Origin of the sequence: Aquimarina megaterium XH134 (genome assembly GCF_000520975.1) — a bacterium.
In the GTDB taxonomy this organism is placed as follows: domain Bacteria; phylum Bacteroidota; class Bacteroidia; order Flavobacteriales; family Flavobacteriaceae; genus Aquimarina; species Aquimarina megaterium.
Genome location: NZ_JACB01000035.1, coordinates 1 through 24,213, shown reverse-complemented (window position 1 = coordinate 24,213; position 24,213 = coordinate 1). Strand labels below are relative to the sequence as shown.

Sequence of the window (24,213 nt, the reverse complement as noted above, 5' to 3'; positions counted from 1 at the left end):
GATCTATGGTTAAGATCTTTTATTGAATGGTAATATTACATTTCAAGAGAAGGAACTACATATAACAATGCAATGAAGAACTCCAGAATGTTTGGTTTCTACTTTGTAGAAAAAGAAATTGAAGAATTGTAAGTCTTTTTTATTAGAAAAATAAGTGGTGCACTAAATATGAAACTATGCAAAAAAAGTTAATATATTATCTTAATGCTAAAGTAGAATTAGCACTAATACTATATTACAAAATAAGAAATCAAATTTTTAGTCATTCAACATTTGCCAAAGCTTATCTTTTAACTCTTGCAAACCTTGTTGTGCTACCGAAGAAATAAACAGGTAAGAAACGTTGAGTTGCTGATCTAACTCTACCTTCAATTCTTCTTTTAATTCATTATCTAACATATCAGATTTCGATATTGCTATAAGTCGTTCTTTATCTAATAAATCTGGATTGTACCGTCGTAGTTCATCCAAAAGGATTTCATATTGTTCTTTGATATCGGGAGCATCTGCCGGAATCAAAAACAACAAGGTAGAATTACGTTCGATATGACGTAAAAAACGATGGCCTATACCTTTACCTTCTGCTGCTCCTTCTATAATACCAGGAATATCAGCCATCACAAAAGTTTGAAAATCTCTATATTCTACAATACCCAGATTTGGTTTAAGTGTAGTAAACTCATAATCTGCAATTTTTGGTTTTGCGGCGGTTATAACCGACAGCAAAGTAGATTTTCCTGCATTAGGAAACCCTACCAATCCAACATCTGCCAGTACTTTAAGCTCTAGCGTAACATCATGTTCTTGTCCTTCTACACCTGGTTGGGCATAGCGAGGAGTTTGATTTGTTGGGCTTTTAAAATGCCAGTTACCTCTACCCCCCATACCACCTTCGGCAGCAATATATTCTTGTCCTACCTCGGTAATTTCTTTAATAATATCTTGTGTTTCGGTATCCCGAATTACTGTTCCCAGAGGTACATCTACATAAACATCTTCTCCATCGGCTCCTGTGCTTCTGCTTTTACTTCCGTGCCCTCCGTGACCAGCTCTTAGATGGCGTTTAAATTTAAGGTGATGTAGTGTCCACATGTTAGGGTTTGCGCGAATAATAACATGACCACCACGGCCTCCATCACCACCATCGGGTCCTCCTTTGGTAATGTATTTCTCACGATGTAAATGTGCAGATCCTTTCCCTCCGTTCCCGGAAGTTATATGTAATTTTACATAATCTACAAAATTCCCTTCTGTCATAATTCGTTTCCTATATCACCCTAATAAAAATCAGAGATATTTCAATTTTACTTTTACTATACTGAATTAGATTCAGCTTTCACAAACTAAAGTTTGTCTATTACACTACTTAACCTCTCTGTAATTTCATCGATACCTCCTACTCCATCTACTCCAAAATATTTATCTTGTTTTTGGTAGTAATTCTTTAAGATAGCTGTTTCGTCATAATATACTTTAATACGATTACGTATCACTTTTTCATCTGCATCATCGGGTCGTCCTGATGTTTTTCCTCTTTCGAGTAATCGTTGTACTAATACCTCATCATCTACCTCTAGAGCTACCATTGCACTAACCATTGCTCCTTTTGACTCTAGTAATTTAGCTAGCGAATCTGCCTGAGCCTCGGTCCTTGGAAACCCATCAAAAATAAAGCCTTTAGCTTCTGGGTTTTTATCAACTTCGGCATTCAGCATATTAATTGTAACCTCATCTGGTACCAATTGACCTTTATCGATATATGATTTTGCCAAAGTACCTAACTCTGTTTCATTTTTTATGTTGTATCTAAACACATCTCCTGTAGAGATATGTATCAGATTATATTTTTGTTTTAAAACTTCTGCTTGTGTTCCTTTTCCTGCTCCTGGAGGTCCGAATAACACCAAATTTGTCATGTTGTTTGGTTTTAATTGATAAACTTCTGTAAGATTACGCCCTAATCCATTATAATCAAGTCCGTATCCTACAATAAATCGATTTGGGATTTCTATCCCAATATAATTTATATTAATTTTTTTAGTATATGCTTCGGGTTTATAAAATAGAGTAGCTATTTTGTATGTTAAGCACCCTTTTTCTACTAACATTTTTGTTAGCACTTCGATCGTATTACCCGTATCTACAATATCTTCTAAGATCACCACTGTTCTTCCTGAAACCTCTTCACCTAGACCTACTAACTCTTTAACCTCGTGCGTAGTTTCGGTTCCTTCGTACGATGCTAATTTCACAAAGCTAATTTCGCAATCATAATCAAACCGTTTCAAAACCTCTGAAGCAAACATAAACGCACCATTTAATACTCCTATAAATAAAGGGTTTTTATCTGCTAAATCTTGATTTAATCCAGCAGATACCTTATCTATTGCAGTCTTTATTTCTTCTTCACTAATGAAAGGAACAAACTGTAAATCGTGCAGTTTTACCATCTTATTTTATACTTGTTCTGGTTTGATTTTTTAATTTAAAGCCGCAAAGATAGTGATTAGTAATGAGCATAACTAAGAATTACGACATCAACCTTCTTACAACCACAAACAGGTCAAAATGATTGTTATACAAATACAGAATTAGTATAGATTTAATCATCAACAAATAAAAACGCATACCAACAAAATAAGCTTTATTATGGTTAACTTATTGCATTTACCTTACATTATTGTGGTTATTCCTTCTGAAAAAATTATTTTTGCATTTTAAGATAAATTTGAAACCCCGAAAATGACAAATTTTTTCTCGTCAAACTTTAAGTTAGGAATACTAGGAGGAGGTCAGCTAGGTAAGATGATGCTTTATGACACCCGAAAATATGACATCCAAACATATGTCCTTGACCCAAGTCAAGATGCTCCTTGCAAAATTGCATGTGATCATTTTCAACAAGGTAATTTGATGGATTATGAGACTGTTTATAATTTTGGAAAAAAGGTAGATATACTCACTTTTGAAATTGAAACTGTAAATCTAGAAGCTTTAGTTCAACTAGAGAAAGAAGGCAAAAAAGTCTATCCAAGTTCAAAAACTCTGGAAAAGATACAAAACAAAGGAGAACAGAAGCTTTTTTACGAGGAAAACAAAATTCCAACTGCAGAGTTCACACGGTTTTCTAACAAGGCTCACCTTACTGAAGGAATTACCAACAATAGAATCAAACTTCCATTTGTTTGGAAAAGTACACAGGGAGGATATGATGGTAAAGGCGTTTCTATTATTAGATCTGGAGCAGATTTAGCAAAAATTCCTGATACAGAATGCATTGCAGAACATTTAGTTGATTTTAAAAATGAATTAGCTGTAATTGTTGTTCGCAATCCTAGTGGAGAAATCAAAACCTATCCTGTGGTAGAGATGGAGTTTCATCCAGAGGCCAACCAGGTAGAATATGTGATTTGCCCAGCCAGAATTGATTCTAAAATTGCTCAAAAAGCAGTAAAAATTGCCGAGAAAGTGTCTAAAGCTTTTGAGCATGTAGGAGTACTGGCTGTAGAAATGTTTCAAACACAAGAAGATGAGATTCTTGTAAATGAAGTTGCACCAAGACCACATAATAGTGGACATTATAGCATCGAAGCAAGCTATACTAATCAATTTGAACAACACATAAGAGCTATCCTAGATTTGCCTTTAGGAGCTACAGAAAGTAAAGTAGGTGGTATTATGGTCAATCTGGTAGGTCAAGAAGGATACACAGGAGATGTTATTTATAAAAACATAGAAGAAATCATGAAAATGAAAGGTGTTACACCACATATTTATGGTAAAAAACAAACACGTCCTTATAGAAAAATGGGGCATGTTACTATAGTTCATGAAAACATAGATGAAGCTCGAAAAATAGCTGAAAAAGTAAAAAACACAATACAAGTAATTAGTTAACAGAGGTGTAGAAACTTATTTTATATACCTTCATACTCTATTATGATTACTAATTTTTGACAAACAAATACTAACAATAACAAATAATATAATGAGCAAGGTAGGAATAATAATGGGTAGTACTAGTGATATGCCAGTAATGGAAAAAGCTATCGAAGTATTACGAGGTTTTGATATCGAAGTCGAAGTAGACATTGTTTCGGCACATCGTACTCCAGAAAAATTATTTGATTATGCCAAAAATGCTCATACAAGAGGCATACAAGTTATTGTAGCTGGTGCTGGTGGCGCTGCTCATCTTCCCGGGATGGTGGCTTCATTATCTCCTCTACCAGTGATTGGCGTTCCTGTTAAGTCTCGTAACTCTATCGATGGATGGGACTCTGTTTTATCTATTTTACAAATGCCTGGCGGAGTTCCTGTAGCTACTGTAGCTTTAGATGGAGCTCTAAATGCTGGTATTTTAGCAGCACAAATTATAGGTGCAAATGATACATGTGTTTTAGATAAAATCTTAATCTACAAAGAAGGATTAAAGCAAAAAGTAATCGAAGGAGCTAAGCAGATAAAAAAATAACAAAAAAAAGAGTCACTTTTCAGTGACTCTTTTGAATATCAGGCCTTACAAAAGAATATAACAATATTTATTAACCAACTTAAATATATTACACAAAAAATTCATCGTAAGACCATTACTCTTAAAACCTACAACAAAGGTAAAACCTTACTTTAATTACACAATAAAAGTAATGCTAAAATATTCATAGTTTTCGATGAAATACCAATTTCATCGACAAAAAACAATAATTAAGATTTTTTTAACTATTTTTTGATCGAAAAAACAGACAGTAAAACAGTTTTTTTAGTAAAAAATGGGTTTTTTACTAAAAAATAGAAGACAAAAGAGCTGCAAAATGCAGCTCTTTCGATATATTTGGTCTTTGCATTAGAACAATTATTTATATTCATACCCCAAATAAAAATAATCTTTTATTCTAAATACTAGACCATACTAATAAACCTAATCAAATCTATTGGTATAAAATTTAGTTTAATGAAAAACACCCATAACCTGGCAACGTTTTTCGATAAAAGGCTGTTTTTTCCGATGTAAGAACACGTAACATAAAAAAACAAGAAGAAATCATTAATACACAATGAACAATCCACTATTAAAACCATTTGATGCTGCACCATTTTCAGAAATAAAGTCAGATCATTTTTTACCGGCTATAAAAAACGGCATTTCTATTGCCAAAAAACAAGTTGATACCATAGTCTCTAATTCCGAACCACCTTCATTTTCTAATACTATAGAGGCATTAGAATATTGCGGAGAGTTGTTAGATAGAGTTACAAGTGTCTTTTTTAATTTAAATAGTGCTGAGACTAATGAGGAGATTCAAAAAATAGCACAAGAAGCCTCTCCTCTACTTTCAGAATTTAGTAATGACATAGCACTTAATCTCGACTTATTTAAGAGAATCGAAGTAGTGTATACACAAAAAGAATCATTAGATCTTAATCCAGAACAATCCAGACTTCTTGAAAAAAGATACAAATCGTTCTCGAGAAATGGAGCTAATCTTCCTGATGAAAAAAAAGAAAAACTAAGAGAGGTTGATAAAGAGCTTTCTACGCTAAGCCTAAAGTTTGGCGAAAATGTCTTGGCCGAGACTAATAAATTTGAGATGTTGCTTACCAACGAATCTGATCTAGCTGGTTTACCAGAAGGAGCTAAGGAAGCAGCAAAATCTATGGCAGAAGCAAAAGGTAAAAAAGGGTGGTTAATCACTCTGGATTACCCAAGCTATATTCCTTTTATCACTTATGCCGATAATCGAGAGTTGCGTAAAAAACTAGCTCTTGCTTTTGGATCCAAAGGATTTCACAACGACGATCTTGACAACCAGGAAATTGTTTTAAAAATTGCAAACCTTAGACATCAACGTGCTCTTCTTTTAGGATATTCCTCTCATGCCAATTATATACTGGAAGAACGAATGGCAGAAACTCCCGATACTGTATTTTCTTTTCTAAATGAAATTTTAGAGAAGGCCAAACCTGCGGCAGAAAGAGAATTTAAACAATTAACATCTTATGCAAAGGAATTAGATGAGATTGATCACTTACAAAAATGGGACGGAGCTTACTATTCAGAAAAACTAAAACAAAAGCTTTTTGACCTTGATGATGAAAAACTGAAACCTTATTTCAAGTTAGAAAATGTAATTGAAGGGGTTTTTACTGTAGCCCATAAATTATTTGGTCTTCAGTTTAAAGAAGTTAATGATGTAGACAAATACCATGAAGAAGTAAAAACTTATCATGTTACTGATACTGAAGGTAATTTTGTTTCATTGTTTTATGCCGATTTTCATCCCAGACCAGGAAAACGTAATGGAGCATGGATGACATCCTATAAATCACAAATGAGGAAGAATGATAAAAACATAAGACCTCATGTTTCTATTGTTTGCAACTTCACCAAACCTACACCTAGTAAACCATCTTTATTAACGTTTAATGAAGTAACAACACTATTTCATGAATTTGGTCATGCATTACATGGTATGCTGGCTAATACTACCTATCCCGGTTTGTCGGGAACTAGTGTATACTGGGATTTTGTAGAATTACCTAGTCAAGTTATGGAAAATTGGTGTTATGAAAAAGAAGCTTTAGAGCTTTTTGCAAAACACTATGAAACAGGTGAAATAATCCCAATGGAATTGGTCGAAAAGATTAAAGAATCTGCAACCTTTATGGAAGGTATGTCTACACTGCGTCAATTGAGTTTTGGACTACTCGACATGTCATGGCATGCACAAGATCCTAGCGATATAAAAGACGTAAAAGCACATGAAAAAACTACTTTTTCGGCAACTTCTTTGTATCCAAATGTAGAGGAAAACTGTATGAGTACAGCTTTTTCGCATATTTTTCAAGGAGGGTATTCTGCGGGGTATTATTCTTATAAATGGGCAGAAGTATTAGATGCTGATGCTTTTGAGTATTTTAAAGAAAATGGAATTTTTAATCGTGAAATCGCTACCAAATTTAAAGATCATGTGTTATCTAAAGGAGGTACAGAAAACCCTATGACTCTTTATAAACGTTTTAGAGGACAAGAACCTAAGCCTGAAGCGTTATTAAAACGAGCAGGATTAATTAAATAAAAAATACCAAATGGGATCTGTTGAAGCTAAAAACTTTAACAGATCCCATTTGGTAAATCTAATATATCCTTCGCTATCATTTTATAATCATCTTCTTTGTATATTTTTTTTGATCTACCAAAAGTATACTTCGCCAGAAAATTTTGAAATCTTGATTTAGACAGCTTCACTTTTAAGCTTAATCTCTTGTGCAATATTTCCTTTTTATAAATATAAATACAATACTATATAAGTCTTTATGCTTACGTGATTGAGTAATAATAAAGTCTCTTAAATCCATTTTACATATAGAATTCCTAAAACCCTGTTTTCAGGGTATAGGAATGAGAATATTATTCTTTTTTTTGAACTAAAGCACATTAAAATTAAAACTCAAGAATAACTACAAATTTTTAGAATTAAATAGTGTTATACCAAATTCATATTAATTAAATTATTGTAAAAATGAAAAAAACAATTTTAACTTTAGGGAAGGTCTTAAGTAAAACTCAGCAAAAAAGTATTAACGGTGGTAGGTATACAGAATGTAATTCTGATTCTGATTGCCCTGATAATATGGCATGCTGTTATTTTTCTTTGTATAAAACTGAAATATGTGCCTTTAAACAATTTTGTTAATACCTCTCTGATCGTTCTTTGCTAATGCTATCGATCATTTGTTTTCTTAAGAGTTCATAAGTAAGGTATCTATGCTTCTGATTTCTTAGGGTAAGCAATAGAGATATTTAACAATAAAAAAATTAGTAAAAAAGCAGATACATTAGTGAAATGTATCTGCTTTTTTGTTTTCAAGAGAAGTATACTTTTCCCTGAATTATGACGAGTTTGTATACCATATTAAAGCTCAAACAATTGTATTGGGATTAGAATATTGTTTTGAGTAATTTCTATTATTTTTTGTGCATTTGTAGTTTCCTTTTTTGTTCTATCTCAAAATAAGTAAAACAAAGTTTCATAAGAAAAAGGTTCCCCTTAACAAGGCTCTAAATGCCATAATAGTTTGATTCTATAGTAATCCAGTTCACAAAACTATCATACTGGGTAGTTATCAATAAACTCATCTTAACTTTATTTTCACTAACAGAAAAAAAGTTAAGATGAGTTGATATGTTATAATTATTTTATAATCATCTGTTTTGTAGCACTTTTTGATCCATTAAAAAGTGTCAAAAAGTATACTCCAGTAGAAAATTTAGAAGTATTGACTTGAGTAACTTTATTTTTAAGCCTAATCTCTCGTACAATATTTCCTTTTACATCTACAACCAATACACTTCCTGATTTCCACAGCTCATTATTAACAGTAATCTCTATATGATCTTCTGTTACTGGATTAGGATAAAAATCAAAAGACATACTATCATCTGCTAATACATCAACAGTAGAGCTTCTTGCGAACAGTGCTCCACAAGATCCAATATAAGTCCAACCTGTATTGGTTTTTTCATATAGACTCCCCTGGTACGTTACTCGATCACCAGGCTGATAGGTTTCAGAAGAACTATATGGCGGAACACCAGCACAAGGGTCACTGCTTCCTCCTGTGGTGGTTACATTTATCACATTACTTGCAGCAGATACATTACCTGCAGCATCTTTTGCTTTTACACTAAATGTATATGCAGTATTAGCAGTTAAGCCTGTAATGTTAGTCGTGGTTCCAGAAACAGAAGTTTCAACTGTATTTCCTTTATACACATCATATCCGGTCACGCCAACATTATCTGTAGAAGATGTCCATGATAGTGTTAAAGTAGTTTGCGCTACATTTGATGAGGATAATCCTGAAGGAGCAGAAGGCGCCTGAGTATCTCCCCCACCAGATCCTCCGATAACAACAGTATAATCTTCTACTTCTCCATATTCAAAAGACTCACAAGCAGTAGGAATTGCATTATATTTCATAGAAACTCTCATTCTTGTGCTTCCATTTTTTGCTCCTACTGGTACAGTAAAGCTACCACTTACTGGTGTTGTTTTTGAAGCCGCTTTGCTCCAAACCAACTCGCCAGAATCAGCAAAATCTTTATCCTGATTATAATCAATCCATACTGCATATCCTTCATCATAAGTACTTCCAGACCACGTTGGTGTCACCGTAATGGTATGTGATGTTCCTTTAGATAGATTAGTAGTTTCTGCTGTAAAATCGCTATACCCTCCGCTTCCTGCAGTAGAGGTTTTATTAATTGTTCCTAAAGCAACTTTACCTATATACTCGTCTGATGTTTTTTGCCCATTAGATGCACAATATCCTGTTGGAGGATTGCCTCCAGAGCCTGCATTAGAAATTTCGATAAGGTATTCTAAAGCTAATTTGGCAAATTTGGCAGCATGTGTTGCATTTGAGGTAGGAAATCTAGATGAAGTATCCCTTGACGTATGAATATTAGGGTTGCTCTCACTAAATTTTGCTTCTATAGGAAATGCTGTTTCATATCCTTGTTGTGCAAAACTATGGTGATCAGAACATCCATAGTTACAAGCAGAATTACTATACGTAATTTTATGTGTTCCAGAAGCATTATAATGATCCATTAATTTTTTCAAGAAATTATTTAAAGAAGTACTATTATATGAATCTGTTGTAATAAAGACATCCTGTGTAGAACCTTTATAATTAGTCATATCCAATTGCATATAGCTCACTATATTTACATTACGATTTTTATAATCTCTTGCTATTTCTTTAGACCCTACCAAACCGATTTCTTCTGCAGCAAATGCCATAAATTCTACTGTTCTTTTTGGTTTGTAGTTCATGCTAAATAATACTCTGGCAACTTCTGTAATTGTTGCAATACCAGAAGCATTATCATCTGCTCCCGGAGCATTATTTTGATCACGTGGTGATGTCGAATCCAAATGTCCTCCCAAAACCACATACTCATTTGGTTTTTCTGTACCGGTAATCGTCATAATAACAGACGGCATTGGGGAACCAGAATGGTTGACAAGTCTAACCGATACATCGCTACGATTACCGGCAAGTCCCTCCCATTTTGCTTTTAAGTCTGTAGAAGCTCTTTTTGCACTACTTTTTGTGTGGTAGCGGGTACCATAATTCTCAAGTTCTTTAATTTGTCTATCAATATTAGTGTTATTTACCAACCCTAAACTTTGATTTACCAATTGATCCTGAGTAATCTCAAAAGCAACTGCTGCTTTTGTTGAGGATTGATTTTTTGATTTTTGAATTGAATTAGCTTTCACTATTGCTTCTATAGCAGTTTTTTCTGAAGTTTCATAAAAATATCCTGGTCCATGCCTTAATCCCGTATGATGTAGTTCTTCTGCCGAATGTTCATTCAGCATTACGGCACTATATTTGTTAACCGATTTAATAATTTTCACATCATTGGGATGATTCTTTTTTAGTTTTAATGCGTCCTGAGTATCCATCGTCGCATGAAACATTTTTGATCGTTCCTGCGCATAAATACATGACGTTAATACGCTTAGCGATACCGCTAAAAAAAATAGATTTAGTTTTCTCATCGTTAGTTTAGTTTGTTGAGTTTATAATTTGTGTTTGTGTAGTAGCTAAAGTACATAATATCAAAGTCGAACAAAAGACGTTTTATCATAGAATAATCAAGGTAAATCCGTAATAATCTATCAATTATGAAGAAAGTAAAAAGTGAATATTCTTTAAAATTTATCATCTATATATGATACCATTCACTCATCAATAGTAAAAATAAACCTATCTCTACTAGACTATATACGTGCCATCAAAGATTAAAGTGATACCTAAAATCTATAGCTTGCCTCTTGTAATAATAAGTTCTTTTTGTGAAGTGATGTTATAGATCGATTGCAAAGATCGGGAGGAATCCCAGGTCACATAGCAAATGCTCCTAAGTAGGTTATTAAGTTTCATAAGTTGATTTTGTGTGTTTTAAGTAACTAAACTACCAAAAAAGCCCTACCTAGCCAATATAAGTATGTCCTAAATCAATGAAAAGATGTCCTAAAACACAATTTAGTACACCTTTTGGCTATAGTATAGTCAATACATCACATCAAAATACTACTGATTCGGGTTATAGATCATTTTTAATCTTTCAATATTTTTTGAAAGTTTAAAATTTTTTATATATTTGTAATATGAATTATGATGAAGCAAAAAATAAATTTATCTCTACCTGGGGGTCTTTAGGAACCTTATGGGGCATCAATAAAGCAATGGCACAGATCCATGCTTTATTATTAATATCCCCAGAACCTCTTTCTATGGAAGATATTATGGAACAATTACAAATCTCTAGAGGCAACACCAGTATGAATTTACGTCAATTGATGGATTGGGGTATTGTTTTCAAAGAGAATAAAATGGGAGAACGAAAAGAATATTTCACTTCAGAGAAGGATGTACAAGAACTGGCAAGACAAATCGCCAAAGAAAGAAGTAGAAGAGAATTACAACCGACTATTAAAATCTTAAAAGATGTTTCGAACATTGATGAAGATGGAACTGCAAAAACCAAAGAATTAATAAAACAAACCAAGGCATTACATGAAATGGCTGATACCTTAGATATTTTAATGAATAGAGTTATTGGTCAGGATCATAACTGGATCACAAAAGCGTTGGTGAAATTAATTAAATAAAAAAGCACCGTAAACAAAAAAGGAGATGTTCTCCTTTTTATTTTCAATCATAGTTTCAATTTTTTCTGAAACTTTAAAATTAACAAAACATGAAATTTTATATTCCAAACTGGTTGATTATTACAGCAGGTATCGGTCAAATATTCACTGCATTAATATATCCTTATATAAGACATAAAGTATTTGATTGGTATACCGATGTAAAGCAGCTAAAGCCACTCAATCAAGAAATCGCAAAAACGTATGGAAGATACATCCAAGGTCTTAATTTTTCTTTTGGATTAATAGCAATCCTACTTACCTCCCACCTTAAGGAACAATCTGAATTAGCAATTGCATTAACCGGACTAATAGCAGCCTACTGGGTTGGTAAAGTTGCAACCCAAATAGCATATTATCCTATGTATGAAATTCCAAAGAAAAAGATATTCAAAATAGGTAGCTATGTTATGAATTGCCTATTCGTCCTTTTTGCTACTGTTTATACTTTATTGTTAATCTATAATTGTATTGGTTTTTTTAACCTCTCCTAAAACTATATCATCATGAGTACACTTACCATATTAGACAAACTAAGACTTAAAAAATCTGCTACAAAAGAAAAAATAATCAGGTTTTATGATGAAGCAACAGAAGATTATAAGTTCTGGAGTACCGATTTCAATATGCATTTTGGATATTATATCCCTTTCAAAACCAGTATTCTAAAAAGAGATTCAATGCTTAACGAAATGAATCAGCAGGTTTTTAATCGTTTACAAGCTCCTAAACAAAATTCACTCGTAGCAGACCTGGGATGTGGTATTGGCGGGGCGATACAGTATGGATTAAGAAAATACCCTCTACTACATATCATTGGTGTAACACTTTCTTCTTTTCAGGTAAGGGAGGGAAATAAAAGGTTACAACATAAGAATGGGTTGATTTTAGAAGAAAATTATTGCAATACATCTTTTAAAACTAATAGTGTAGATGGAGCTTATGCTATAGAAAGTTTTTGTCATTCTGGGCATAGTAAAGAAGCTTTACAGGAAGCATACAGAATACTAAAACCAGGCTCTAAATTAGTAATAGCCGATGCATTCTTAAAAAAAGATGAAGAGCAATTATGCATAGGTAGTAATTATTGCTACGAACAACTTTGCAAAGGATGGAGCTTAGAAGGTTTAGGAAGTATTAAAAAAATAGAACAGACATTAAAACACATAGGTTTTAAGAATGTAAATATCGAAGATGTATCATTTAGAGTTGCTCCTTCTGTTCTTCATGTTCCTTTTGCAATTACAGGATTTATGCTAAAAAAACTATGTAGAAGAGAAATTCTAAAACCACAAAGCATAAAAAACTTAAAAGGATCGCTATTTGCATTACTTTCTGGTCTACATACCAAAAGTTTTGGATATTATTTAATCACTGCAGAAAAATGAAATTAGAAAACATATGAAAAAAATAGTTATAGCAGCAGGAACAGGTTTTCTTGGAAAGGTACTTGTTGAATATTTTAAAACGAAAGCAGAAACTATTACAATTCTAACTCGTGGAAAAAGTAGAATAGAAAAGAACGTTCAATTTATTCATTGGAATGCAAAAACCTCTGGAGATTGGGTACAAGAACTAGAGGATGCAGAAATATTAATCAATTTAGCAGGTAAATCAGTAGATTGTAGATACACTCAAAAAAATAAAGATCTTATTTTAAATTCAAGAGTAACCTCAACCTCTATTTTGGGAGAAGTTATAAGCAAATGCAAAAACCCTCCTAAAATCTGGTTAAACTCATCAACAGCAACCATCTATCGGCATTCTTTAGATAAAGAAATGAACGAAATTGACGGAGAAATAGGGACTGGTTTTTCTGTTGATGTCGCTACATCATGGGAAAAAACTTTTTTTAATCAGCAAACTACCAAAACCAGAAAAATTGCTTTAAGAACATCTATTGTCTTAGGAGAAAAGGGAGGAGCTTTGCCATCAATTCTTAATTTAACCAAAATTGGGTTAGGGGGAAAACAAGGTAATGGGAATCAAAAATTAAGCTGGATACACGAAATAGACTTTGCAAGAAGTATCGAATTTATTATTAAAAACCCTAGCATTGAAGGTGTGATAAATATTGTTTCACCTAAACCAGTAACTAATTCAGCCTTTATGAAAACACTTAGAAAAGTTATGAGAATTCCCTTCGGAGTTCCTATTTCAAAACCCATACTTCAACTTGGAGCAAGAATTATTAACACAGAAACCGAACTTGTACTCAAGAGTAGAAATGTAATCCCTTCAAAACTTATGAATAATGGATTTCAGTTCTTATATCCCGAACTTAAACCAGCATTAATTCACTTATCTAGAAAATTATGACAACTATACGACTAACAACTCAAATCAAAAACCCGGTTAAAGAGGTATTTGATTTAGCTAGGAGTATTGACTTTCATATGGTATCTGCAAACAAGACTAAAGAAAAAGCCATAGCAGGAAAAACTTCGGGATTAATCGAATTAGGAGAAACCGTTACCTGGAGAGGGCAACATTTTGGGATTCATCTCATTCATAAAAGTATAATTACCGAGTATGAATCCCCAAATAACTTTACCGATGAAATGGTTAAAGGATGTTTTAAGTTTTTTAAACATCAACATATTTTTTATAAAACAGCATTTGGAACAGAAATGATCGATATACTCGAATACGAAACACCCTACAGTATTTTAGGTAAATTATTTGATAATCTAGCCCTAAAAAAGCATCTCACTCAATTTCTTTCTGCTCGCAATCAATCTATAAAACTGTATTTAGAATCCAAAAACGCAGTAAAATCGCATTATAATAACTATTTATAAGGATTCAATATTAATAGACACAAAATACTGATTCGTTAAAGCGCCTATAAGATTCAACTTTTTATCCTATTTTTGGTGAATATAACAACAGGAAATATAATGTCAACAAATACCATAGACCCAAATATGTGGGTGGATAAGTACAGTGATTACCTATTCAACTATACCATTGTAAGAGTTGATGATAAAGAAATTGCTCAAGATTTAGTACAGGAAACATTCTTTGCCGGACTTAAATCCATGAAAAATTTTAAAGGCGAAGCTAGTGAACGTACCTGGCTTATTTCTATTCTGAAAAGAAAAATCATCGATCACTATCGTAAAATTAATAGTAATAAAGGTAAAGCAGAGGTAAGAATGAACTATACCTCTGATTCTGAAACTGAAGGTGATTGGTTAGAAGAACGTGTAGCAGATCCTTTTGATGGCAATGCAGAAGGCGAGATCGAAAACGAAGAATTAGGTCTAGCCATACATGATTGCATGGGAAAATTGCCTCAAAAACAAGCTGTTATTTTTAAATTAAAAACAATACAAGGTTTCGATACTGAAGCTATTTGTAATGAATTTGATATCACTGCGTCTAACTTATGGGTGATCATCCATAGAGCACGTACAGCCATGGCCGAATGTCTAGAAAAAAATTGGTTTTAGGAAAAAATGAGTAATAAAAAGGGAATATTAGTAAGTTGTTCAGAAGCAAATCACTTCTGTGACAAAAATCAGTATAAAGAAGCTTCTTTTTGGGAAAAAGTAAAGCTGAACATACATTTGATATATTGTAGAGCATGCAGGAAGTACACTGCAAAAAACATGAAGTTAACCAAATTGGTAAAGAGCCCAAAAGTGATTAGTATTAACCGTTCTGATAAAGAAGCAATGAAAGAACGATTAAAGCAAAGAATGTAACCTTAAATAGTTATAGTATAATGCCCTCGAATAAAAGAATTACCCAAATAGCATAATGAAAACTACGAATAAGAATAAAGTATTTGTATCCTGTGAAGAAGCAAAACATATTTGCGATAAAAATCAATATGGTGAAGCATCTTTTCTCGAAATAATAAAACTTAATATTCGCCTGATCTATTGTAAAGTAACGCGAGCGTATTCCAAAAGAAACACAAAACTTACAAAAACCATTAACAATTCTAAAACACAATCAATCAGCGCTTCAGATAAAGAAGCAATGAAAAAAGAAATAACAAAAAGAATTAACTAAATAAAGACTCCAGAATAACGAGAATTATTAACCACATTATAGGAATACTCTCTACCCAAAAAGAACAATAATATTCTGATTGCTTCTTATCTGTTCCCCATAAAAAGAATAAACTTATTGTAGTTATCAATATAGTACTTAAAATTTCTATCGATGATAACAACTCATCTTTTACAGCAGTTAATAATAAAAAGATAACTAATAAAATACTACCAAAAAGCTTAGTTCTTGTAACTCCAATTTTTTGCGGAATCGTTTCTAAAGCTACATCATCATACTGCAAATCTCTTACCTCGAAAGGTAACATCATAACCACAATAAATAAAAACCGTTGAATCATTTCTATTAAAAAATTTAAATTCAGATTTCCTTTAACATGTACTAATGGAACCAATACAGTCATACCAGCCCAAACCATTCCGATAATAAAAATTTTTACCCCTGCAAGGCTCCTTAAGTTCTTTTTGTTAGGAAAAACAGGAACAACATACAAAACAGTAAGTGCTATAAACGGTGCCATATAGAGCCACGTATTAATCGACACTCTAAACGAAAGGTAGATAAAAGACACGCAACTCAAAATGGTTAAAACACGAATCCCTTTCATCGATTTGGTCAATCTTTTGTGGTAAAGTTTAGAGACTTTAGAATATTTTACAAAATTATACGCCGTAATAGCACCTAAAAAAGAAAAAAGGAGGAAGGTATATTGATCTGATATTCCATATTTCATAAAGGTAACTTGTACTAAAGCACATATAGCTAAAGCGACATGAATACTACCGTTAATATAGAATCTGAATATACTTTTTAAGGTTTTCACGTTATTTATTAGGGGTTATGTGTTAACAAAACCCGAATTTGGTTAAAAACTTGATAGGTCTAGGTTAATTAATTGTGAAAGTTTTAGCAATTAAATATGTATTTTTGAAATCTCAATTTCAACTGTTTTTTTTCGTTATGAAAACTGATTCCTTTAAACTACGTCATATAGGTCCATCAACAAAAGATCTTGGCGAGATGTTAAACACAATTAAAGCAGATTCTTTAGAACAATTAATCTACGAAACTGTTCCTGATGATATTCTTTTAAAAAAATCGTTAAATCTAGATTTTGCCTTAAGTGAGCAAGAATATTCTGCACATATACAAAAGCTTTCAGCAAAAAATAAAGTATTCAAAACTTATATCGGTTTAGGATATCACGAAGCTAGTTTACCCGCAGTTATACAACGTAATATCCTCGAAAACCCAGGATGGTACACTGCATATACCCCCTACCAAGCAGAAATTGCGCAAGGTAGATTAGAAGCATTACTAAATTATCAAACCATGGTCTGTGATCTTACAGGTATGGAGTTGGCTAATGCCTCTTTATTAGATGAGAGTACAGCTGCTGCAGAAGCAATGACTATGTTATTTGCTGTACGATCCAGAGATCAGAAAAAAAATAATGTAAACAAGTTTTTTGTTTCCGAAGAAATATTGCCGCAAACACTTTCCTTACTACAAACAAGAGCAATTCCTCTTGATATCCAATTGGTAGTAGGAGATCATCAGCAATTTGATTTTTCGACCGAATTTTATGGCGCTATTTTGCAATACCCAGGTAAATCGGGTCAGGTACATGATTATGCAGGTTTTGTTGAAAAAGCTCACCTGGCAGAAATCAAAGTTGCTGTAGCTGCAGATATATTAAGTTTAGTATCATTAAAATCCCCAGGAAGCTTTGATGCAGATGTCGTAGTGGGAACTACACAACGTTTTGGAATCCCTCTTGGATATGGTGGACCACATGCCGGATTTTTTGCTACAAGAGAAGCATATAAAAGAACTATTCCTGGCAGAATCATAGGAGTTACTCAAGATTTAAACGGAGGTCGTGCCTTACGAATGGCACTACAAACGCGCGAACAACATATTAAACGAGATAAAGCAACTTCTAATATCTGTACAGCACAAGTACTATTGGCTGTTATGGCCGGAATGTACAGCGTATATCACGGTCCGGAAGGCTTAAGTTATATTGCTTCAAAAGTTAACACATCGGCCGTAACATTAAGTACAGAATTAGAAAAATTAGGTTTCAATCAACTTAATACTGCCTATTTTGATACCGTTCGTATACAAGGAGATGCAACCAAAATAAAAGAAATCGCAGAAGCTAATGAAGTAAATTTCTTTTATCCGGATTCTGATACAATTTCAATTTCTTTAAATGAAGCAACAACAATTGAAGATCTAAATACTATTCTATCAATTTTTGCAAAAGTTGCAGGAAAAGAATATACTCCTATTCAGAAAATTGATACTTCAAATAATATAGATAAAGACCTAAGACGTAATACCGACTTTTTAACAAATGAAGTATTCAATTCTTATCATTCTGAGACAGAATTAATGCGTTATATTAAAAAGTTAGAGCGAAAAGATCTGTCATTAAATCACTCGATGATCCCGTTAGGATCCTGTACGATGAAACTTAATGCGGCCTCAGAAATGTTACCACTTAGTGATCCACAATGGGGGAACATTCATCCTTTTGCTCCAGTACATCAAGCTCTGGGATATCAAGAAGTTCTAAAAAAACTCGAAGAACAGCTTACAGAAATTACAGGATTTGCAGCTACCTCTTTACAACCAAACTCTGGTGCACAAGGAGAATTTGCCGGATTAATGGTAATTAGAGCATATCATGAGTCAAATGGAGATCATCATCGTAATATTTGTTTGATTCCCTCATCTGCTCATGGCACAAATCCCGCCTCTGCAGTAATGGCAGGAATGAAAGTAATTGTTACCAAAGCCACAGAAGAAGGTAATATTGATATAGATGACCTAAGAGAAAAAGCACTAAAATATAAAGATAACCTAGCCGCCTTAATGGTTACATATCCATCTACACACGGTGTATATGAATCTGGAATTAGAGAAATCACTCAAATTATTCATGATAATGGTGGACAAGTATATATGGATGGTGCCAATATGAACGCACAGGTTGGTTTAACCAATCCTGGTGCAATAGGCGCAGACGTGTGTCACCTTAACTTACACAAAACCTTTGCTATACCTCACGGTGGTGGTGGCCCTGGCGTTGGGCCAATTTGTGTTGCACAACAGCTGGTTCCATTTTTACCAGGTAATCCAATAATCACTACCGGAGGAGATCAGGCAATAACAGCAATTTCTGCTGCTCCTTGGGGGTCTGCCCTAGCATGTTTGATATCTTATGGATATATTACTATGCTTGGAGTAAATGGATTAAAAGAAGCTACTCAATACGCTATTTTAAACGCTAATTATATCAAAGAACGTTTAGATGGGCATTATGACGTATTGTATGTAGGAGAAAAAGGAAGAGCTGCTCATGAAATGATCTTGGACTGTAGACCATTTAAAGCAAATGGTATAGAGGTTACCGATATTGCAAAACGACTTATGGATTATGGATTTCATGCTCCAACAGTTTCTTTCCCGGTAGCAGGAACCATTATGATCGAACCTACCGAAAGTGAAAGTAAATCAGAACTAGATCGTTTTTGTGATGCAATGATTGCAATACGTAAGGAAATAGCAGAAGCAACTGCTGATAATCCAAATAATGTAATGAAAAATGCACCTCATACACTCGCTATGCTTACAGCTGACTCCTGGGATTTCCCATATTCGAGAGAGCAAGCAGCATATCCATTATCATATGTAGCTGATAACAAGTTTTGGCCATCTGTTCGTCGTGTAGATGATGCATATGGAGATAGAAACTTAATTTGTACCTGTGCTCCTATTGAAGAGTATATGGAAACAGAAGCTTAAAAAAGCTATTAACCCATGAATGATGAAGAGGTGACTTTATGGTTGCCTCTTTTTTTGTTAACCATACTATGATCAAAAAATAAGTGTAATTTTTAAAACTGCACAGTAAACCTATGAAATGAACCATAACAACTAAAGTTGATACCAACTGAGATGTTCAATGGTGAAATCAAAGATTCACGAATACCTTGATTAAAAGTAATCAACAGATGAGTAATTCCATCTGACAACTAAAAAATAATAAAAAGAACAGATGAAAGATATAACTTCAAGACAAGACATAGAATTCTTAATGAACGCGTTTTATAAAGACGCTTTTGCAGATCCTACAATTGGTATCTTTTTTACCAAAATTGCAAAAATTAATCTCGAAGAACATATTCCGGAAATCACAGATTTTTGGGAACAGCAATTATTTAGAACAGGAAATTACAAAAAGAATGTGATGCAGATTCATAAAAATTTAAGCAGTAAAAAAAAGTTAGAAAAAATTCATTTCGATACTTGGCTATCACTGTTTCACAAAACGGTAGATCGTAATTTTGAAGGAGAAAAAGCACATCTTATCAAAACAAGAGCTTTATCTATTGTAACAGTTATGCAATTAAAAATAGAATAATCTATTAGTTCTAAACCCGAACTATGCATTAAAACTCTATATTATGAAGGCTAATAAGTGCAGTGAAATATTCCTAAGTAGTATCAAACTATAATAAGTTTTCTAATGTACAACAGAGTTTAATCAAATCCATAAAAGAGTTGGGCATCGTAGTATCTGTTATGTATGCATAATAAAATAACTCTTATCATGTACCTTACCATTTATAATAAATAATTGGGTACAATGAATATCAAAATAACGGGTACTGGGAGCTATATTCCTAATGAAATTAGAAAAAACAACGATTTTACCAATCATCAATTCTTTACTGAAAACAAGGTCTTAATCGAACATAACACTACCGCTATAATTGATAAATTCAAAAAAATCACTGGTATTGAAGAACGTAGATATGCCTCTACCCATCAAAACACTTCTGATTTAGCATTTCTTTCCGCAAAAAAAGCAATTATAGACTCAAAAATTGATCCTGAAACCCTTGATTACATTATTGTAGCTCATAATTTTGGCGATGTAGACAAAAGTTCCTCTCAGGCAGATACTGTCCCCAGTCTTGCGGCAAGAGTAAAACATAAATTAAAAATAAAAAATCCATACTGCGTCGCATATGATTTGCTTTTTGGATGCCCTGGCTGGATAGAAGGAGTCATACAAGCCCAATCATATATAAAAAGTAATATGGCTCAAAAATGTCTTGTTATTGGGGCAGAAACTTTATCTCGTGTTATAGATAAGCATGATCGGGATTCTATGATTTATTCTGATGGGTCAGGAGCTGTGATACTAGAAAAAACAAAACAACCTGGAGGGATAATTTCTTCAATAAGTGCTTCTTATACACTTGAAGAAAGTAATTTTTTATTCTTCGGAAAAACAAACAATAATATCTCTAATGATGATACGAGATACATCAAAATGCATGGGAGAAAAATATATGAGTTTGCTTTAAATCAAGTACCTAAAGCCATGAAAATCTGCCTTGATAAAACTGATATTAACATCACAGATATCAAAAAAATTATCATTCATCAAGCTAATGAGAAAATGGATGAAGCTATTGCAAAAAGGTTCTATGGTCTATATGACCAGGAAGTACCCGATGGCATTATGCCCATGACTATTCAAAAGCTAGGAAATAGTAGTGTTGCTACTGTTCCTACTCTATATGACCTTATTTTAAATGGTAAAGTAGAAAACCAATCCATTAAAGAAGGAGATATTTTGCTATTTGCCAGTGTAGGCGCAGGGATGAACATTAATACTCTTTTATACCAATTTTAAACCTTTTGTAAAATTCTCTTAGATGTACAGATAGTAATCTGGGTAATTGTCTATTTTTACACTATAATTACTGATTTAACTATTATGTACGAAGGAAATTTTCCTCACCGACGATACCAAAAAACTTTAGAATTTCTTAGAGAAAATACGCCTGCTCCAGGTAATGTTCTGGATTTGGGAGTTAGAAATCCATTTGTAGAGTTTATGGAAAAAGAAGGATATACAGTATCAAACACTTCTGGCGAAGATCTGGACCTCGACACAGAAGCGGTACAAAAAGAAGATATTCAAATTGTTACTGCCTTCGAAATTTTTGAGCACCTTATCGCTCCTTTTAATGTTTTACGTGACATCAAAGCTGATAAGCTGGTTGCTTCTATCCCATTAAAATTATGGTTTTCTTCGGCATATCGTAGCAAAACTGATCCCTGGGACAGACATTATCACGAATTTGAAGATTGGCAATTTGATTGGTTACTCGAAAAAGCAGGTTGGGAAATTAAAGCAAGAAATAAATGGGCACATCCTGTTAAAAAAATCGGGTTACGTCCTTTATTAAGACTTTTTACTCCCAGATATTATATTGTGTATGCCGAGCGAGTAAAAAAACCTTAATGTGTGTGTTTTGAATAATAAAATCTAAAAATATACTTTTTGAATATATCTATTATCATACCTGCTCATAATGAGGAAAGATTTATCGAAGAAACTCTCGATTCTCTCGTTTCACAAACGTTACTTCCCAAAAAAATAGTGGTTGTAAATGATAATTCTACAGATAATACAGTACCAATTATACATAAATTTATAAGCAAGTATAATTTTATCTCATTGATCAACATCAACAATTCTTCTAAAGAGCATATGCCTGGAAGCAAAGTTATTAACGCCTTTTATCAAGGTTTTCAAACTTTGGATACTAATTATGATATCATTTGCAAATTTGATGCTGACCTAATTTTTCAAGAAAATTACTTAAAAACTATTGCTGATATTTTTGAATCAGATTCAAAAGTCGGTATCGCTTCTGGCATTCTATATATCGAAAAAAAGAACAAATGGGTATATGAGCATATTGCAGATAAGAATCATGTTCGAGGCCCTATAAAAGCATATCGAAAAGAATGTTTTGAAGCTATTAATGGGCTTAAAAAATCAATTGGCTGGGATACCCTAGATGTATTATTAGCTCAATATCATGGATGGAAAACCAAAACTTGCCATAGTTTAATTGTAAAACATCTTAAACCAACAGGAAAGAACTATAATAAAAACACAAAATATGTGCATGGTGAAGCCATGTATAAAATGAGATACGGGTTTTGGATTACGCTAATTGCTTCAGTAAAATTGGCATTGCTTAAAAAACAACCACGCCTGATCAATAATTATTTAACAGGATATTATAAAGCAAAAGCAAAAAAAGAGGCTTTCCTCGTTTCCGAAAAAGAAGGAGATTTTATTCGTAAACTTCGTTGGAAAAAAATGAAAAAAAAGCTCATATAGCGAATAGTTCCATTCGGAAAAACTAGTATTTCTTTAACTTTTTTACCATAAATTATTCTTACATTGAAACAATAATTTTTTTTAAAAAATAATTTCATGAAAATCAAACCATTTCTTTGGGCATTAAGTTGCGTACTATGTTTAGCTGCTTGTAATAAGGAAAACAAAGCAGAAAAAGTAGATTATGTGCTTTTCTCTGGAAAAGTAAGTAATACTCTAGAAAATGAGATTAGCGTATTTAGAAATAGTGATAGCTTCAAAAAAGTCATACCAATTAATGAAGATGGTACTTTCTCTGATACTTTAAAAATTGAATCCAAAGGTTCCTATACTTTTGTGATTGGTCGTGAAAGATCATCCCTATATTTAGATCATGGAGATCAATTAGAATTAACAATAGATACTAAACAGTTTGATGAAAGTATAAAATATACGGGTACTGCCGCGGATGCCAACAATTATCTGGCAGAAAAAGCTTTAATAGAAGAAAGTCTTTTTGCTGGTGGTCCAGAAGGGTATAAAAAACTTTTTATGAATGAAGTCGATGAGTTTAAAAAATTAATATCTCAAAATGAACAAGCTAAAAACGACGCAATTAAAAAATATAAAAATTTAGATCCCGAATTTGTAGCTACTCAAACTAAGGATAATCGCTATGAATACTTATCAATGTTAAATAATTATCCGTCGACTCATAGCCATTATGCAAAGAAAGAAGACTATAAAGCTCCAGAAGGTCTTTTGGATGAATTAAAAGATTTTAATATTGATAATGGCGAAGATTATGAGAAATCTAACGCTTATAGAAGATTAAGTTCTGATGTTTTTTATAGAATTTCTGAAGAAAAAGCTTCGAATGACAGTATCTCTATGGATAAAGCAATGATGGAGAATTTGGCTCAACTAAAGAGTAAAAATATCAGAAATGCTTTTATGAAAAATATAGCATATCAAGTATCACCTAGAAATGATAATGCTGCAGAATTATATGATATGCTAATGGCAGCCTCAGACGATGAAGAATTTAAAAGTGAATTAACCAATAAATTCGAAAAAATAAAAGTATTGGTTAAAGGTAATGTGTCGCCCGTATTTAATGATTATGAAAATTACAAAGGAGGAACAACTTCACTTAGTGATCTTAAAGGAAAATATGTATACATCGATGTTTGGGCTACCTGGTGTGGACCTTGTAAGGCCGAAATTCCGCACCTAAAGAAAATCGAAAAACAATAT

Annotated in this window: 21 protein-coding genes; 17 read left to right on the top strand and 4 right to left on the bottom strand. The window is 32.9% G+C overall.

Annotated features, from left to right (window positions below):
* Window positions 1-258: 258 nt before the first annotated feature.
* Window positions 259-1,257 carry a GTPase ObgE gene (gene obgE, locus Z053_RS0118205; protein ID WP_025666421.1) on the bottom strand — a complete coding sequence of 333 codons (999 nt, stop codon included), beginning with the start codon at window positions 1,255-1,257 and terminating at the stop codon, window positions 259-261.
* 86 nt (window positions 1,258-1,343) lie between these two features.
* Complete coding sequence (locus Z053_RS30740; RefSeq protein WP_081748296.1) at window positions 1,344-2,450, bottom strand: adenylate kinase; 1,107 nt, start codon at window positions 2,448-2,450, stop codon at window positions 1,344-1,346.
* Between the two features lie 292 nt (window positions 2,451-2,742).
* Here Z053_RS30740 and Z053_RS0118195 point away from each other — a divergent pair, with 292 nt between their 5' ends.
* The 3 genes from Z053_RS0118195 to Z053_RS0118180 all read left to right on the top strand — a co-directional run bounded on the left by Z053_RS0118195 (window position 2,743) and on the right by Z053_RS0118180 (window position 7,076).
* Window positions 2,743-3,897: a 5-(carboxyamino)imidazole ribonucleotide synthase gene (locus Z053_RS0118195; RefSeq protein WP_025666419.1), complete on the top strand. Its 1,155-nt coding sequence runs from the start codon at window positions 2,743-2,745 to the stop codon at window positions 3,895-3,897.
* 91 nt (window positions 3,898-3,988) lie between these two features.
* A complete protein-coding gene (gene purE / locus Z053_RS0118190; protein ID WP_025666418.1) occupies window positions 3,989-4,474 on the top strand; it encodes a 5-(carboxyamino)imidazole ribonucleotide mutase in 486 nt (161 codons plus the stop codon).
* Window positions 4,475-5,054: 580 nt separating this feature from the next.
* On the top strand, window positions 5,055-7,076 hold the full coding sequence (locus tag Z053_RS0118180) for a M3 family metallopeptidase (RefSeq protein WP_025666417.1): 2,022 nt from the start codon (window positions 5,055-5,057) through the stop codon (window positions 7,074-7,076).
* Between the two features lie 1,116 nt (window positions 7,077-8,192).
* Here the strand turns inward: Z053_RS0118180 and Z053_RS30345 are convergent.
* Window positions 8,193-10,574 (bottom strand): M20/M25/M40 family metallo-hydrolase, encoded by a 2,382-nt coding sequence (locus tag Z053_RS30345; protein WP_081748295.1) that lies wholly within the window; start codon window positions 10,572-10,574, stop codon window positions 8,193-8,195.
* A gap of 612 nt (window positions 10,575-11,186) precedes the next feature.
* Between Z053_RS30345 and Z053_RS0118170 the strand changes: the two genes are divergently transcribed.
* The 8 genes from Z053_RS0118170 (at window position 11,187) to Z053_RS0118135 (ending at window position 15,752) form a co-directional block, all read left to right on the top strand.
* Complete coding sequence (locus Z053_RS0118170) at window positions 11,187-11,690, top strand: GbsR/MarR family transcriptional regulator (protein WP_025666415.1); 504 nt, start codon at window positions 11,187-11,189, stop codon at window positions 11,688-11,690.
* Window positions 11,691-11,779: 89 nt separating this feature from the next.
* On the top strand, window positions 11,780-12,223 hold the full coding sequence (locus Z053_RS0118165) for a hypothetical protein (protein WP_025666414.1): 444 nt from the start codon (window positions 11,780-11,782) through the stop codon (window positions 12,221-12,223).
* Window positions 12,224-12,235: 12 nt separating this feature from the next.
* A complete protein-coding gene (locus tag Z053_RS0118160) occupies window positions 12,236-13,117 on the top strand; it encodes a class I SAM-dependent methyltransferase (RefSeq protein ID WP_025666413.1) in 882 nt (293 codons plus the stop codon).
* Window positions 13,118-13,130: 13 nt separating this feature from the next.
* Window positions 13,131-14,048: a TIGR01777 family oxidoreductase gene (locus Z053_RS0118155; protein ID WP_025666412.1), complete on the top strand. Its 918-nt coding sequence runs from the start codon at window positions 13,131-13,133 to the stop codon at window positions 14,046-14,048.
* A complete protein-coding gene (locus tag Z053_RS0118150) occupies window positions 14,045-14,530 on the top strand; it encodes an SRPBCC family protein (protein ID WP_025666411.1) in 486 nt (161 codons plus the stop codon). The genes Z053_RS0118155 and Z053_RS0118150 overlap by 4 nt, the downstream gene beginning before the upstream one ends.
* Window positions 14,531-14,629: 99 nt before the next feature.
* Entirely contained in the window at window positions 14,630-15,184 is a 555-nt protein-coding gene (locus Z053_RS0118145; protein ID WP_025666410.1) for a sigma-70 family RNA polymerase sigma factor, read from the top strand.
* A gap of 6 nt (window positions 15,185-15,190) precedes the next feature.
* Complete coding sequence (locus tag Z053_RS0118140) at window positions 15,191-15,439, top strand: hypothetical protein (RefSeq protein ID WP_025666409.1); 249 nt, start codon at window positions 15,191-15,193, stop codon at window positions 15,437-15,439.
* A gap of 55 nt (window positions 15,440-15,494) precedes the next feature.
* The gene (locus Z053_RS0118135) at window positions 15,495-15,752 is read left to right on the top strand and encodes a hypothetical protein (RefSeq protein ID WP_025666408.1); all 258 of its coding nucleotides are present in this window, start codon (window positions 15,495-15,497) and stop codon (window positions 15,750-15,752) included.
* Here the strand turns inward: Z053_RS0118135 and Z053_RS0118130 are convergent.
* Entirely contained in the window at window positions 15,745-16,485 is a 741-nt protein-coding gene (locus Z053_RS0118130; protein ID WP_051476094.1) for a UbiA prenyltransferase family protein, read from the bottom strand. The genes Z053_RS0118135 and Z053_RS0118130 overlap by 8 nt on opposite strands.
* A 227-nt stretch (window positions 16,486-16,712) precedes the next feature.
* Between Z053_RS0118130 and gcvP the strand changes: the two genes are divergently transcribed.
* The 6 genes from gcvP to Z053_RS0118100 form a co-directional block, all read left to right on the top strand.
* Entirely contained in the window at window positions 16,713-19,568 is a 2,856-nt protein-coding gene (gcvP, locus tag Z053_RS0118125) for an aminomethyl-transferring glycine dehydrogenase (protein ID WP_025666406.1), read from the top strand.
* 253 nt (window positions 19,569-19,821) lie between these two features.
* Complete coding sequence (locus Z053_RS0118120; RefSeq protein WP_025666405.1) at window positions 19,822-20,187, top strand: group III truncated hemoglobin; 366 nt, start codon at window positions 19,822-19,824, stop codon at window positions 20,185-20,187.
* Between the two features lie 225 nt (window positions 20,188-20,412).
* Window positions 20,413-21,471 (top strand): 3-oxoacyl-ACP synthase III family protein, encoded by a 1,059-nt coding sequence (locus Z053_RS0118115; protein ID WP_025666404.1) that lies wholly within the window; start codon window positions 20,413-20,415, stop codon window positions 21,469-21,471.
* An 84-nt stretch (window positions 21,472-21,555) separates the two neighbouring features.
* Window positions 21,556-22,086: a class I SAM-dependent methyltransferase gene (locus Z053_RS0118110; RefSeq protein ID WP_025666403.1), complete on the top strand. Its 531-nt coding sequence runs from the start codon at window positions 21,556-21,558 to the stop codon at window positions 22,084-22,086.
* Window positions 22,087-22,125: 39 nt separating this feature from the next.
* Window positions 22,126-22,977, top strand: coding sequence for a glycosyltransferase (locus Z053_RS0118105; protein ID WP_025666402.1), 852 nt, complete (start codon window positions 22,126-22,128; stop codon window positions 22,975-22,977).
* 96 nt (window positions 22,978-23,073) lie between these two features.
* On the top strand, window positions 23,074-24,213 hold a 1,140-nt coding region (locus Z053_RS0118100; protein WP_025666401.1), incomplete at its 3' end, for a TlpA family protein disulfide reductase.